Here is a 13,910-nt window from a genome sequence, read left to right on the forward strand (position 1 = left end):
CTGCGCATACGGTGAGGTGTCCCGGTCTAGGATCGGCCCATGCGAGGGTGGACCAAAGGCCTGGACGCGGCAGGCGTCCGGGAGCCGCGGTTGCGTGCGGACTACGACCGCCAACGGCAGCTGGTACGACGCTACCGGCGCACCGCGTACCTGGCGGCCAGGCTGCTGCTGCCACCGCAGTTGCTCCCCCATGTGGTGGCGGCGACCGCTGTGATGCACCACGGGGACAATCTGCTGGACACGGGAACCCTCGCGCAGCGCGAGACGGCGTGGGCGTCCTGGGAACGGCAGGTGCGCGAGGCCTTGCGGACGGGGACGGGTGACACCCCGCTGCTCCGTGCGCTCGTACACACCGTGTCCGCCCACCCCCGGCTGCGCGAGACCGTGGAGACCTACCTGGCGACCGCGACGGCCGAACTGCACTTCGCGGGCTTCGCCACCGAGGCCGACTACCAGGACTATGTGGACGCCTACTCGTACCCGGGCTTCATGCTCGTCGCGGGACTTCTCGCGCCGGAGGGCGACGACGCGCGGTACCGGGCCGCGTGCCGGACCTTCATCGACGGCAGCCAGCGGCTCGACTTCGTCAACGACCTCGCCGAGGACCTGCCGGAAGGACGCGTGGGCATCCCGGTCGACACGATGAAACGCTTCTCGGTCACCGTGGACGGCCTGGCGGCCGGCGTCGGCGGCACGGCACTTGAGGAGCTGGTGGCGGAGCAGATCGCGGTCGCCCGTACCGCCTTGCTCGCCGCCAGGGAACTGCCGGCGCTGACCTCGGCACCCGGCCGACGACTCGCCGGTGCGCTGGTGGAGATCGAACTCCTCACCGCGGAGGCGGTGTTGGCGCGGGGTGCGAAGGTGCTGCGGGGTTCTGCCAGTCCGCCGCTGGGCAGGACGCTACGCGTTCTCGCGCGCCGCTACTGACGCACCGCCGCGGCGGCGAAGAACCTGCGCGCACGATCGGCACCGCCGCTCGGCAGGTGGGGACATCCCCACACGGGAAGTGGCTTCAGGGCCACGCCCGATACGTGACCCAGCCAGATTCTTCGCCGTCACACCGGCCCGTAGCGTCCACCTCATGGAGCTCTCAACGCAGTCCTTACCGCGGACGAACCGGCGACGCGGGTTGCTCGTCTATCTCGGCGTCGCCTACATCGGCATGTGGGCGGCCATGTCACCGCTCCTGGCCGACGGCTACCGGCGCGGCAGCGCACGCGAGGCGACCGGTGCGCTGGAGCAGGTGTGTATCGCGGGCGCGATGTCGGCCCCCGCCCTCGCCGCCCTCCTCGTGGTCCGCTGTATCGAACGCAGCGGCCCGGTACGGGACGCCCTCGCCCTGCGCTGGCCGAAACCGTGGGGGCGTGCTGCGCGGGCGTGCCTGATGGCCTTCGCCGTCCCCGCCGGCCTCACCACGGCTGCTCTTGTCATCGGCGCCGCCGCCGGCCGCTATCCGTTCGGCGGCGTGCACGGGAACGGGCTCGGCGCCTGGGCTGCCGGAGCTGTGCTGAACATGCTGGTGTGGGTTCCGGTCTTCTTCGGCGAGGAACTGGGCTGGCAGGGTTACCTTTTCCCGCGCCTCACCCGGGACGGTGGCCCCCGGAGCCTGGTACGGGCGTACGTGGCCACCGGCGCGGCCTTCGCCCTGTGGCACCTGCCCACGCTGCTGCTGGGCGGACAGTACCCGGGGCGGCCCTGGTACGTGTCGGTCCCGGCCATGCTGGTGAGTTGCATCCTCATCCTGCCGGTCTTCACCTGGCTTCGGCTGCGCTCCGGCTCGGTCGTCCCCGCCGTCATCGGCCATGCGTTCGTGAGTTCGATGAGTGTCGACATGGTCAAGGAGTTCGCCGATTCCCAAGCGGCCCTGGATCCCCTGCACATGGGCATGGCCGGCTGGCCCGGCTGGATCGTCACGGGCGTGTTCGTCGCCTTCCTGGCACTGACCGGCCGGCTTCAGCCGTCCTTCTACACGGCCCGAACCGCATCTCCTGACGATGCACCCACCGGCCGTACGGTGGCCTGTCGGCGGCGTGGATAATGCCCGGCATGACTCCAGAGACAGGTCGCCCCAGGTGGTGGTCGGCGCTGCGCACCTTTGTGTTCTTCGGGGCAGGCGGCGCCCTCGGCGCGTTCGCCTACGCGGCGGTCTCGCATGGGTCGGCCGGGGTGCCGTGGACCGGGTTGCTGCTCGGGGCCCTTGTGTGCGCGACACTCAGCGCGCTGTTTCCGCGGCGTCGACCTTGAGTCGGGCGCCCGCCCGGCGCGGGCTCCTGGGCAGGCCGGGCGAGGTCGCTGCCGTGGGCGCGCCGTTCGCCGCCCTCCCGACCGGAACGCGGGGCACGGTTCAGCCGAGCATCTCCGCCAGTACCGCAGCCACGACCGTGAGTACGGCGACCGGCAGTATGACCACGCGCAGCTGAACCAGCCGACCGGTGAGGTCATGGCCCGCACGGACCGACGCGTTCCGCTGGTCGCCGTGCCCGAACAGAGCCTGGCACCAGCGGCAGTCCCCCACCGGGTCGTCCACGCGGTCGGCGTCGGTCAGCTGAGCGAAGACCACACTGTCTCCGTCCTCCGTCGCAGCGCTCATACCCAGTCAACGACGCACCCCGGCACTGGGCCACCACCGGGAGGCGGCTCGTGATCCCTCCGCCGCAGGATCGTGATCGAGTCGGTCGGCGCGCCCCCGAAGGTCATACCGGGGAGTGACTCCAGCATGTCTTTTCCACAGGTTTTCACATTGCCTCCGACCGGGCCGGATCGTACGGTCGTCTCGGCCGCCGCACATGGCCGCAACGTGCGAAATTCTTTGCGAGAAAGGGCAGTTGTGTCTTCGAAAACCCTGCGTGACCTCAGTGCCCTCGACCAGACCCCGGCCCGGATCGGGCAGTCGACGGTGATCCTGATCGACATCCAGAACACCTACACCCAGGGCGTCATGGAGCTGGAGGGCTGGGAGGCGGCTCTCGACCGCGCGGCGGAACTGCTGGAGACGGCCCGCGCGGCCGGCGCCAAGGTCATCCACGTCCAGCACGACGGCGGCGAGGGCAGCCCTTACGACCTGAACGCCGAGATCGGGCAGATCCACAAGAGGGTCGCGCCCCTTGAGGGCGAGCCGGTCGTCACGAAGCAGGCACCGAACGCGTTCCACGGCACCAGCCTCGGCGAGCTGGTCGACGAGGCCGGGAACAGCGACCTGGTGCTGGCCGGCTTCATGACGCACATGTGCGTCGCGTTCACCGCCCAGGGCGCGTTCCTGCGCGGCAACCGGCCCACCGTGGTGGCCGACGCCACCGCCACGCGCTCGCTGCGGACGGACGTGGCCGAGGTGTCCGCCGAGCAGCTCCACCACAGCGCCCTCGCGACGGTCGCCGACCTGTACGGCGTCGTCGTTCCCTCCGCCACCGCCTTGGGCTGACGGACGCAAGCACCTCAGAACTCCGCTGCGGGGAGCGGCGCTTGTCTCCCGCGCGATCCGTTCCCCGAAGCGGCACGCTGCCCTTTCCCCGACCGGTCGGGCCGCGTCGGAGCGGCACCCGAGGTGGGGCGGTGCGTCACAGCTTGGCGCCGAAGTCCTGGGTCCACCAGGGGCCTCCCGTGCCCCGGTGAACGCCCACGCCTATGTCCTTGAAGGAGCAGTTGAGGATGTTCGCCCGGTGGCCCGGGCTGTTCATCCAGGAGTTCATGACAGCCGCGGCGGTCTGCTGACCCTGAGCTATGTTCTCGCCGTACGTGGACCAGCGGTAGCCGGCGGCGGTGATCCGCTGTCCGGGGTCGGCGCCGTCCGGGTTGGTGTGGTCGAAGAAGTGCCGAGCGGCCATGTCGTCGGAATGGGCCTGGGCGGCCTTTTGCAGTTGCGGGTCCTCGGCGAGCGGACCACAGCCGGCAGCGGCCCGCTCCTTGTTCACCAGCGCGACCACCTGGTCGACCGTGTCGGAGGGGGTCGAAGCGGCCTGCGGTGTGTTCGCCGGGACCGGGGCCGGCCGGGTGGACTGCCGGGCAGTGGGCCCGCTCTTCTTGGCGGGGCTCGTCGTCTTGGCAGCGCGCGCCTTCTTCGTCTTCGACGCGGACGCAGACGGGGACGGGGAGGGCGAGGCCGACGGCGACACCGCGTCGGCGCTGGGTGTGGAGAGGTCCAGGACGGGGGCGGCCGCGCTTCGTTCGGCGTGCGTCCGGTCGCCGCCGGTGCCGGAGTCCGTACCGAACCACCACCATCCGCCTCCCGCGACGCAGGCCGCAACGACGGCGCCGCCGACGGCGCGGCGCCGCGTGCGCCGACGTCGACGGGACTGGCTGCGCGAGCCGGCGCCCGCGTCGCGGCCACCACCGCGTCGTCCGGTGCCCGGGCGCGATCGGGTGGCGCCGTCGGCGCCCTCCAGTGGTGCGGCGGAACCGGCCGGGACAAGCGTCCCCGAAGCGGAGAACCCCCGGGCCACCAGCGCGGAGGACACCGCCACCAGCGCCAGACCGGCCAGCAGTCCTTCCGCGGGCATCAGTCCGCTCCACAGTCCGCTGCAGCGGGGGCAGCCGCGCGCGTGCCGGGCTATTCGCTTGCGCCACAGAGCCGAGGGCCTGCCGTCCCAGGCGGCCAGGACAGTCCGGAGTTCCTCGCACAGCGGCCGTGCGTCCAGCGCTCGTACGACCACCCGGGCCGCCTCCAGCTGCGCCTTCATCCGCTGTACCCGGACCGCTGTGTGCTCGGGAGACAGGTCCAGGGCCGCGGCGACCTCGGCCCGGGTGAGCTCGCCGGCGCACTCCAGCCACCACAGTGACAGGAGTCCCCGGTCGTCGGGCTCCAGCCAGCGCGTCGCCTGCGCCGTCTCCTGGCGCTGTCCCGCGAGCTGCAGCTGGACCACGGTCAGGTCGACGAAGTCAGCACCGGGATCGGCCAGGTCCTCGGCCTCCTCCACCGCGCCCGGGGCGGAACGCCGATTCTCCCAGTGCGCCCGGACCTGGTTCATCGCGATCGCCACCAGCCAGGAACGGAAGCGCTCGGGCGTCCGCAGTCCCCCCAGCCCGTCCAGGGCCCGCAGCATGGTCTCCTGGACCACATCGTCGACGTCCACCGAGCCGTTCAGAGCGCGGCCGACGATGTTGTAGACCAGCGGGAGGTACGCGTTGACCAGGGCGTCCTGAGCCCGGGTATCGCCCTCTCGGGCGGCCGTGACCAGTACCGCCGTCTCCATCGCGTCCTGCGTGCTCATACAAGTGCTTCCCATCTCCGAGGCCGAACGATTGTGTCCGATACCTGGGAGACCGCTGGAGGCGCCCCGGATAACAGTTCTTCGTCGGTGAGTTTCGGCGGGCGGGACGGGGGCGGCCGGCCACGGTGGTGCTGCGCCGAAGGACCACGAAGGAGACCAACGGGGAACCGTCCGCCGGCCGGCGGAAAGGGTGACCGACCGTGATGTCCCGCAAGCGCATCGCCCTCGCGGCCGCCGGCTGGCCCTCGTGGGTAACGACTTCGGCCCGGTGATCGAACTGAAGTAGCGGTCACCGCCGCACCGATCCGCTCCCGGGTGCCGGCGCGTCGACGTCCCTGACCGTCCTGCCGGCGCCGGAGAAGCGGCGGACCGGGTGCGCGCTCGTCAGCGGTGCCCCGAGGGTGCACTGTGGAAGGCGTGAATGTCCGGCGAGACGCTGCCGGTGTGCGACAGCCATGGCAGTCGAGTCATGTGCTGCTGGTGATTCCCATCGTGCTCATCGTCATCATCACGGTGGTGGACCAGCTGGTCCCGGCCGACATCCATCTCGGTCCGCTGCTGGTGATCGCCCCCGCGATCACCGTCTCGTTCGCGGGACCGTGGCTGACCGGGCTGGTCGGGTTCCTGACCGTGGGGGCGCAGGCGTACATCGGATGGCACTTCGGGGTGCTCTTCTCGCGCAACGTGCTGGTACAACTCCTCGCCCTCGCCGTACTGTCGGCCCTGACCGTGATCTACTGCGTGATGCGCGAGCGCCGCATGCGCCAGCTGGCACAGGTGCGCATGGTCGCCGAGGCCGCGCAGCACGTTCTGCTGTGGCCACTGCCGGAACAGATCGGCTCCATGAAGATCGCTTGCCTGTACCTGGCCGCCGAGGCCGAGGCGCAGATCGGCGGTGACCTGTACGCCGCCACGCCCATCGACAACGGCCTACGGGTCATGATCGGAGACGTCCGCGGCAAGGGCCTGTCCGCGATCGGCGAGGCCGCGCTCCTCATCGGAGCCTTCCGGGAAGCGGCCCACCACCACACCTCGCTGCCCACGCTGGCCGCCGCCCTGGAACGAAGTGTGGCCCGCAACCTGCCCGAGCTCGAAACGGAGGAAGAACTGGGCGAGCGGTTCGCCACCGTGATGCTGGTGGAGATCTCCGACGAGGGCCATGTCACCCGGATCCTCAGCTGCGGCCACCCCCCGCCCCTTCTGCTCAGTCCCGGGAGCGCCGTCACCGTTCCGGTGCACCCGGCGCCCCCGCTCGGGGTCCACGAGACGGCACCCGGGGACTACACCGTCGATGTGTTCTCCTTCCAGCCCGGCGACACCCTCCTGCTGTACACCGACGGTGTCATCGAGGCGCGGGATGCCGGCGGCGTCTTCTACCCGCTCTCGGAACGGGCCGTCCAGTGGGCCGGGGCCAGCCCGGAGAAGCTGTTGCACCACATCCGCCGCGATCTGATCGATCACGTCGATGGACGCCTGGACGACGACGCCGCGCTGATCGCGCTGTGCCGGACACCGGACGCGCATCGGCTCCATCGCTCCCATCGGCCCGGGACGGGACTTCATGTCGGTGGGTTCGGTCATGGCGCCAGATCGGCCCCTGGCTGAGCCGCCCCGTGCCGCCGGCGAGGCGCAGCGACGTACGCGCGTCCGGCACCGGGCCCGGGCGCGGCGCACATGCAGGCAGGAGGTCATGCGATGCGTAAGGCGTACCACGAGGAACTGGCCGCGCTCAGCGACGGACTGGTGGAGATGGCCCGGCTGGCCGGGTCCGCGATCGGCCGCGCCTCCACCGCTCTGCTCGACGCCGACCTGCAGGTCGCCGAGGGCGTCATCGCGGCCGACGTCAAGATCGACGACCTCCAGCGGGATCTGGAGGACCGGGCGATCGCCCTGCTGGCCCGGCAGCAACCCGTCGCCACCGACCTGCGCACCGTGGTGGCCTCCCTGCGGATGAGTGCGGACCTGGAGCGGTGCGGGGATCTGGCCCGGCACGTGGCCCAGCTTGCGCGGCTGCGCTACCCGGAGCACGCGGTGCCCGACGACCTGCACCGGACGGTTCTGGAAATGGGTCAGCTCGCACAGCGCCTGATGGCGCAGGCCGCCGAGGTGCTCCTCACCAAGGACGTCGACGCGGCGCTGCAGCTGGAGCAGGACGACGACCGCATGGACGAACTGCACCGCATGATCTTCCCGCACCTGATGGACGACCGCTGGCAGCACGGTGTAGAGACCGCCGTCGACGTCACGCTGGTCGGCCGCTACTACGAACGCTTCGCCGACCACGCCGTCTCGGTCGCCCGGCGCATGGTCTACCTGGTCACCGGCGAGTACGCGGACGAGTACGCCGACGACAGGCGCCTCGACCCGTAGGCGGGCCGCTATCGGTGACGGCCCCAAAGAGCCGTCCCCGTGACGCCTCTGGCGGACGTCGGGGGCACCATGCCGGGCCGCGGTTCCGGCGTGCGGCGGGCTGCGGCCGGGCGGAGAATGGCTGTCGACGGGATGCCGCCTGCTGCCGCTGACGGGTGCGGCACCCTGCCGGTCCTCATCACAGGCGCGCACGGATCGCGTTTCACGCCCCCGCAGCCTGCCCGGACGTCGCGCCCCCGTCCGTCCGCGTGTCACGCGCGTGAGCAGGAGTGTCGACCATGGGCGGTATCAACGGACCAGCTCTTGAGAGTCTGCGTGAGGCGCTGCGGGGCCCCGTTCTCGCGCCGGGAGAGCGCGGATACGACGAAGCCCGCAGCATCTACAACGCCATGATCGACCGGCGACCGGCCGCGATCGCCGGGTGCGTCGACGTGACGGACGTACGGACCGTGCTCTCCTTCGCCCAGGACACGGGGGTGGAGCTGGCGGTGCGGGGAGGCGGTCACAGCGGTCCGGGGCTGTGCCTGGTCGACGACGCGCTGACACTCGACCTGTCGCCGATGCGCTGGGTGCACGTCGACCCGGAGGCGGGGACCGCGCGGACGGGCGGCGGAAGCCAGCTGGGTGACCTCGATCATGCGGCCCACACCTTCGGTCTCGCCACGCCGGCCGGGATCATGTCGACCACCGGGGTCGGCGGTCTCACCCTCGGTGGCGGGCACGGGCACCTGACCCGCAGGTACGGTCTGACCATCGACAACCTGCTGGCCGCCGACGTCGTCCTCGCCGACGGTACGTTCGTCACCGCGTCGGAGAACGACCACCCGGACCTGTTCTGGGCGCTGCGGGGCGGCGGCGGCAACTTCGGCGTGGTCACGTCCTTCACGTTCCGGCTGCACCCCGTGGACGCCGTCGGTGTCGCCGTGACCGTCTGGCCCGTGGACCGCACCTGCGAAGTGCTGCGGTGGTACCGGGAGTTCCTGCCCGCCGCTCCCGAGGAGCTCAGCGGCTTCTTCGCCCTGCTGACGATTCCGGCCGGGCCGCCCTTCCCCGAGCCGATCCACGGACAGAAGATGTGCGGGGTCGTGTGGTGCTACACCGGCGACCTGGGCGGTGACCGCCTGGAGAAGGTGCTCACCGTCGTGAACGCGCCGGGTCCGCCCGCCTTCCACTTCACCACGCCCATGCCCTACCCCGCCCTGCAGACCATGTTCGACGAGATCATCCCCCGGGGCCTGCAGTGGTACTGGCGCGGCGACTTCTTCGACGCCGTCTCCGACGACGCCGTCGCCGTGCACGAGAAGTACGGACAGAACCTGCCCACCGGCCTGTCCACGATGCACCTGTACCCGGTGGACGGGGCGACCCGCCGTGTCGAGCCCGGCGACACGGCCTGGGCCTACCGGCACGCCGTGTGGTCCGGTGTCATCGCCGGTATCGACCCCGACCCCGCCAACGCCGGTCTGATCCGCCAGTGGTGCGTCGACTACTGGACCGACCTGCACCCGCATTCCATGGGCGGCGCCTGCATCAACTTCCTGGGCGAACAGGAGAGCACCGACCGCGTCCGGGGCACGTACCGCGACCACTACGACCGTCTGGCCGCGATCAAGCGCGTCTACGACCCCGACAACTTCTTCCACGCCAACCAGAACATCCCGCCCGCCGCCGCCTGAGAGGCCGCGCGTCCACTGGTGCGACCGGCCGCGTCGCTCCGCACCGGAGAGCAGACATCCCTCCCCCGCCGCCGGCCGCATCGTGGTTTTCCGTGCCGAGCGCGAGCGGCCGAAAGCCGACGGCGCGTGGCTGACACCGTCGGCGACGGTACGTCAGCATGAGCGGCATGTCCGAGAAGCTGAGCACCCCGCGCCGGATCGCCGACGACCACGTCGCGCAGGTCGCCGCCCTCGACCCCGTGATCTCCGCCCGACTCGGCCTGTCTCCCGGGGACGGCCGGCAGCCGGACCTGTCTCCGCAGGGCTTCGAGGCGCTCGCCGAACTGGCCCGGCGAACACTGTCCGCGCTCGACGCCATCGAGCGGAACGCCGAGAAGGACGGCGTGGTGTTCGAGGACGTCGAGCGGAACTGCGCCCGGCTGCTGCGGGAACGGCTGACCGCTGAACTGGCCCTGCACGAGGCGGGTGACCACTTCCGCGAGCTGCGCAACGTCAACTCGCCCCTGCACAAGGTGCGGGGCATCTTCACTCTGATGCCCACCGACACGGACGAGGACTGGGCGACGGTCGCCGGGCGGCTGCGCAACCTGCCCGGCGCGCTGGACGGCTACCGGACGACCCTGGCCGAGGGCATCGCCGGCGGGCTGCTGTGCGCGCCCCGCCAGGCCCGGGCCGTCATCGGGCAGCTCGCGGCCTGGACCGGCCAGGACAACGGCGGCACGAGCTGGTTCGCCACGTTCATGGCCGGTGGACCGGAGGGGCTCAGGCCCGAACTGGACGCCGCCGCCGACCGGGCCACGACCGCGGTGGCGGCATTCCGCGACTGGCTGCGCGACACCTACCTGCCCGCCGCGGACGGCACCCCGGACGCCGTCGGGCGTGAGCGCTACCTGCGTTCGGCCCGCTGGGCCAACGGTGCCGGGGTGGACCCGGCCGAGGCGTACGCCTGGGCCTGGGAGGAATTCCACCGGACGGTCGCCGAGATACGGACCGAGGCCGGCCGGATCCTCCCGGGCGAGGGCGTCGGGCAGACGATGGACCACCTCAACCGGCACGGGCACACCGTCGTGGGCGAGGAGAACATCCGCGCCTGGCTCCAGCAGATCACGGACGAGGCGATCGACGCCCTCGACGGCACCCACTTCGACATCTCCGGCCCCGTGCGCCGGGTGGAGACGAGGATCGCGCCACCCGGCAGCTCCGGCGCCCCCTACTACACCGGTCCCAGCCTGGACTTCAGCCGCCCCGGCCGCGCCTACCTGCCCACATCGGGCCAACAGGCCTTCCCCACTTGGGAGCTCGTCAGCACCTGGTACCACGAGGGTGTCCCCGGGCACCATCTGCAGACCGCGCGGTGGACCGCCGCCGCGGACCGCCTCAGCCTCTACCAGATCACCCTGGGCGCGGTCAGTGCCGACAAGGAAGGCTGGGCCCTGTACGCCGAGCGTCTGATGGACGAGCTGGGCTTCCTGACCGACCCGGCCCGCCGCCTCGGCTATCTCGACAAGCAGATGCTCCGCATCATCCGGGTGATCATCGATATCGGCATGCACCTGGAACTCACCATCCCCGCGGACTCCGGCTTCCATCCCGGCGAACGCTGGACCCCGGGCCTCGCCACGGCGTTCATGGCCGCCCACCACGGCAGCGACACGGCCCGCCGTACCAGCGAGATCGACCGCTACCTCGGCTGGCCCGGCCAGGCCATCGGCTACAAGCTGGGAGAGCGGGCCTGGCTGCAGGGGCGTGCGCTCTCCCGCCGCCGCCTCGGCGCCGGTTTCGACCTGCGGACCTGGCACATGAAGGCCCTCACCCAGGGTTCGCTCGGCCTCGCCGACCTGGCCGACAACCTCGCGTCGCTGTAGGCGGACGGGTCTGACGCGATCCGGAACCCGCCCACGCCCAGCAGCGTGCCGGGCGAGTGCCGGCGGCGAACGGTACCGCTGTCAGGTGGCGAGGCTGCGTTCCGAAGGGGTGCGGTGGCAGGGCGTGACACGGGTGCCGTCGAGGAAGGCGAGGGTGCGGTGGATCTCGGTCTCGACGGCGGGGCGGGCCTGGCTGCCGGGGTCGGTCAGGAGGTGGTGGTTGATGTGCCCGTCCGCGTGCTGGGCCCAGGTGCCGATGACGCGGCCGTTCCACCAGATGGTCGGGCCGATGTTGCCGTTGCGGTCGAAGAGGGCCTTGGTGTGCGGGCCCGTGCCTTCGTCGAGTTCCACGGCCCGGGCGCCGGTGGCGGCGAGGGTGGTGCGCGTGTCGGTGAGGGTCCAGCCCGTCCACCACATCAGGTCCTCGACCGTGACCGGGCCGAACGCGGGGGCTCCGGTGTCCAGCAGCCGGTCCAGCGACGCCTTGACGTTCCGTTCCGCGCCGCCGGGTACACCCCGGGGTTCTCCGGCAGGGCGTCGAAGAAGTACTTCCCGACCAGCTCTCCGCTTCCGCTGTCATGGCGCGCTCTCTTCAGCCGACGAGCGCGACTGTTCGACACCGATCTACGAGCGATCCGGCGGGCGGGGCCGCGCAGGGCACCGGCCTGCTTCGTCGATGCTCAGGGCAGGGCTCGGGCGATGAGCAGCGCGACGTCGTCCTCGCCGCCGGGCGAGCGCAGAGCGTCCAGGACGCGGTCGCAGGTGTCTTCCAGATCGTGGCCACGGGTCGCGGTGAACGCGTCGAGGAGCGTGTTCAGACGGGCGTCGATGGGTTCGCTTCGGGTCTCCACCAAGCCATCGGTGTAGAGGGCCAGCATGTCGCCGGGGCGGAAGGCGACGGTGGTGGCCTCGAAGGGGACCCCGCCGACGCCCAGCGGTGTGCCGGTGGGCGGGTCGAGCAGCTGTGCTGCGTGGCCGAGGCGCATCAGGGCAGGGGGCAGGTGACCGGCGAGGCAGATCTCGCACTGGCCCTGGTGAGGGTCGTAGACGCAGTAGATGCAGGTGGTGATGGCCTGCTCAGCGCCCTCGGTCAGGTGATCGAGGTGACGCAGGGCCTCGGCGGGGGCGAGGTCGAGTTCGGCGAAGGCGCGGGCGGCACTGCGGAGTTGGCCCATGGTGGCGGCGGCTTTGATGCCGCTGCCCATGACGTCGCCCACGACCAGGGCGGTCTTGTCTCCCTGGAGGGGTATGGCGTCGTACCAGTCGCCGCCGATCTCGCTCGCGGCGCCGGCGGGCTGGTAGCGGCAGGCGACCTCCAAGCCGGGCAGCCGCGAAGGGGGCTCGGGCAGCAGGCTGCGCTGCAGGGTGAGGGCCGCTCGGCGCTGTGCCTGGTATCCGCGGGCGTTGTCGATGGAGACCGCGGCCCGGGCGGCCAGCTCCGCGGCGAGTACGGCGTCGTCGTCGTCGAAGGGTGTCCGGTTGCGGGTGCGTTTGAGGTCGAGGGCGCCGAGGACTTCGCCCCGTGCCATGAGCGGTACGGCCAGGTAGGAGTGGACGCCGGTCTCTGCGAGGCGGGAGGCGGCCTCGCCGTGCAGGGCGATGCGCTCCAGGTCCCGCCGGGTGGTGTGGGGCACCAGGACCGGTTGACGGGTGCGTACGCACTGGGTGATCAGGCGGTCGCTGTCGTAGGGGGCGAGTCCCCCGGGCAGGTCGGCCGCGCGGACCGCCTCCGTGGGGTGGGCCGCGCTCACGGCGAGGGCGCGGAAGACGGCCGGGCCCTCGTTCGGGGCGGTGCGGCCGTCGAGGGCGCTGTCGAGCAGGTCCACGCAGGCCACATCGGCCAGGACCGGTACCACCACGTCGGCCAGCTCGCGGGCTGTCGTCTCCACGTCGAGGGTGGTGCCCACACGGGCGGAAGCCGTGGCGATCAGCGCCAGCCGTTGCCGGGCCTGTGCCGCCTCGGCAGCGGCTCGGTGGCGCGCGGTGACGTCGATGACGGAGTAGGCCAGACCCAGCACCCGCCCGCCGGAGTCCTCCAGCCGGTAGTACGAGACGGACCAGGCGTGCTCGTGGTCGGGATCGTTGGGTGGCCGGCAGATGATGTCCCGGTCCACCACCGACTCGCCCGTCTCCAGGACACGCCGCAGACGCGCCTCGGGGTCCGTGTCCAGGAAGGTCAGGATCTCACCGACGGGCCGGCCGAGACGCTCGGCGGCGGACTGACCGGTGATGCGTTCCAGCGCGGGATTCACGGCCAGGTACCGCAGGTCAGGATCCAGAATGGCGAGCCCGACCGGGGACTGGGACACCAGACGCATGGCCAGGGCCGCATCCCGCTCGACCCTCTCCACGGCTGCCTGGTCCGCGGCGAGACCCAGGGCGTAGGCCTCACCGAGGTCGTCCAGCAACCGCATGTTGCGGAACTCCACGAGGCGGGTACTGCCGTCCTTGTGCCGGATCGGGAAGGCCCCGGCCCAGTCCGCGCCGGATTCCAGGACCTCGGCGAACAGCTTGATCACCTCGTCCTGGTGCTCCTCGTGGACCGTCAGGGGAGCCGCGTACTGGCCCAGTGCCTCCGCTGCGGTCCAGCCGAACAGTTCCTCGGCCTTCGGACTCCAGAAGACCACCTGGCCCTGGGAGTTCAGCACCACCGCGGCGACGCTGAGCAGATCGAGCAGGCCGCTGGGCGGCGCGGCACGACCCGCTGCTGGGCGGTCGTCGCCTGCTCGGGAGGACTCCGTCGTGCCCATGTCTCACTTTCCTTCCCGCTCGGCGCCTCGGCCTGTGCCGTACCG

Annotated in this window: 11 protein-coding genes; 7 read left to right on the top strand and 4 right to left on the bottom strand. The window is 71.4% G+C overall.

Features of this window, described 5'->3' with window-relative positions:
• Positions 1-39: 39 nt before the first annotated feature.
• Both IO33_RS0116250 and IO33_RS0116255 read left to right on the top strand, forming a co-directional pair.
• Positions 40-927, top strand: a complete 888-nt coding sequence (locus IO33_RS0116250) for a phytoene/squalene synthase family protein (protein ID WP_031165300.1) — start codon at positions 40-42, stop codon at positions 925-927.
• A 154-nt stretch (positions 928-1,081) separates the two neighbouring features.
• The gene (locus IO33_RS0116255) at positions 1,082-2,038 is read left to right on the top strand and encodes a CPBP family intramembrane glutamic endopeptidase (RefSeq protein ID WP_209438865.1); all 957 of its coding nucleotides are present in this window, start codon (positions 1,082-1,084) and stop codon (positions 2,036-2,038) included.
• 306 nt (positions 2,039-2,344) lie between these two features.
• Here IO33_RS0116255 and IO33_RS0116260 read toward each other — a convergent pair whose 3' ends face one another.
• Complete coding sequence (locus tag IO33_RS0116260; RefSeq protein ID WP_157857864.1) at positions 2,345-2,590, bottom strand: hypothetical protein; 246 nt, start codon at positions 2,588-2,590, stop codon at positions 2,345-2,347.
• A gap of 237 nt (positions 2,591-2,827) precedes the next feature.
• On the opposite strand from IO33_RS0116260, the gene IO33_RS0116265 reads away from it, so the two are divergent.
• Entirely contained in the window at positions 2,828-3,418 is a 591-nt protein-coding gene (locus tag IO33_RS0116265; RefSeq protein ID WP_031165308.1) for a cysteine hydrolase family protein, read from the top strand.
• A gap of 136 nt (positions 3,419-3,554) precedes the next feature.
• Here IO33_RS0116265 and IO33_RS0116270 read toward each other — a convergent pair whose 3' ends face one another.
• On the bottom strand, positions 3,555-5,204 hold the full coding sequence (locus tag IO33_RS0116270) for a sigma-70 family RNA polymerase sigma factor (RefSeq protein WP_031165310.1): 1,650 nt from the start codon (positions 5,202-5,204) through the stop codon (positions 3,555-3,557).
• Between the two features lie 444 nt (positions 5,205-5,648).
• On the opposite strand from IO33_RS0116270, the gene IO33_RS0116275 reads away from it, so the two are divergent.
• From IO33_RS0116275 to IO33_RS0116290, 4 genes are all read left to right on the top strand, one after another.
• Positions 5,649-6,809: a PP2C family protein-serine/threonine phosphatase gene (locus IO33_RS0116275; protein WP_063765765.1), complete on the top strand. Its 1,161-nt coding sequence runs from the start codon at positions 5,649-5,651 to the stop codon at positions 6,807-6,809.
• Positions 6,810-6,899: 90 nt separating this feature from the next.
• On the top strand, positions 6,900-7,574 hold the full coding sequence (phoU, locus tag IO33_RS0116280) for a phosphate signaling complex protein PhoU (RefSeq protein ID WP_031165315.1): 675 nt from the start codon (positions 6,900-6,902) through the stop codon (positions 7,572-7,574).
• Positions 7,575-7,852: 278 nt separating this feature from the next.
• Positions 7,853-9,250 carry an FAD-binding oxidoreductase gene (locus tag IO33_RS0116285; RefSeq protein ID WP_031165317.1) on the top strand — a complete coding sequence of 466 codons (1,398 nt, stop codon included), beginning with the start codon at positions 7,853-7,855 and terminating at the stop codon, positions 9,248-9,250.
• Between the two features lie 167 nt (positions 9,251-9,417).
• Positions 9,418-11,115 carry a DUF885 domain-containing protein gene (locus IO33_RS0116290; protein ID WP_031165320.1) on the top strand — a complete coding sequence of 566 codons (1,698 nt, stop codon included), beginning with the start codon at positions 9,418-9,420 and terminating at the stop codon, positions 11,113-11,115.
• An 81-nt stretch (positions 11,116-11,196) separates the two neighbouring features.
• Here IO33_RS0116290 and IO33_RS0116295 read toward each other — a convergent pair whose 3' ends face one another.
• Together IO33_RS0116295 and IO33_RS0116300 are read right to left on the bottom strand one after the other, a co-directional pair.
• On the bottom strand, positions 11,197-11,532 hold the full coding sequence (locus IO33_RS0116295; protein WP_031165323.1) for a DNA glycosylase AlkZ-like family protein: 336 nt from the start codon (positions 11,530-11,532) through the stop codon (positions 11,197-11,199).
• 263 nt (positions 11,533-11,795) lie between these two features.
• On the bottom strand, positions 11,796-13,865 hold the full coding sequence (locus IO33_RS0116300; protein ID WP_031165325.1) for a SpoIIE family protein phosphatase: 2,070 nt from the start codon (positions 13,863-13,865) through the stop codon (positions 11,796-11,798).
• Between the last annotated feature and the right edge of the window lie 45 nt (positions 13,866-13,910).

The sequence above is a fragment of the Streptomyces durhamensis genome (assembly GCF_000725475.1).
Classification (GTDB): Bacteria; Actinomycetota; Actinomycetes; order Streptomycetales; family Streptomycetaceae; genus Streptomyces; species Streptomyces filipinensis.

Coding starts and splice junctions, on each gene's coding strand:
- IO33_RS0116270 (WP_031165310.1), bottom strand. CDS start 5,204: ATGAGCACGCAGGACGCGATGGAGACGGCGGTACTGGTCACGGCCGCC.
- IO33_RS0116260 (WP_157857864.1), bottom strand. CDS start 2,590: ATGAGCGCTGCGACGGAGGACGGAGACAGTGTGGTCTTCGCTCAGCTG.
- IO33_RS0116285 (WP_031165317.1), top strand. CDS start 7,853: ATGGGCGGTATCAACGGACCAGCTCTTGAGAGTCTGCGTGAGGCGCTG.
- IO33_RS0116250 (WP_031165300.1), top strand. CDS start 40: ATGCGAGGGTGGACCAAAGGCCTGGACGCGGCAGGCGTCCGGGAGCCG.
- phoU (WP_031165315.1), top strand. CDS start 6,900: ATGCGTAAGGCGTACCACGAGGAACTGGCCGCGCTCAGCGACGGACTG.
- IO33_RS0116290 (WP_031165320.1), top strand. CDS start 9,418: ATGTCCGAGAAGCTGAGCACCCCGCGCCGGATCGCCGACGACCACGTC.
- IO33_RS0116295 (WP_031165323.1), bottom strand. CDS start 11,532: ATGTGGTGGACGGGCTGGACCCTCACCGACACGCGCACCACCCTCGCC.
- IO33_RS0116255 (WP_209438865.1), top strand. CDS start 1,082: ATGGAGCTCTCAACGCAGTCCTTACCGCGGACGAACCGGCGACGCGGG.
- IO33_RS0116300 (WP_031165325.1), bottom strand. CDS start 13,865: ATGGGCACGACGGAGTCCTCCCGAGCAGGCGACGACCGCCCAGCAGCG.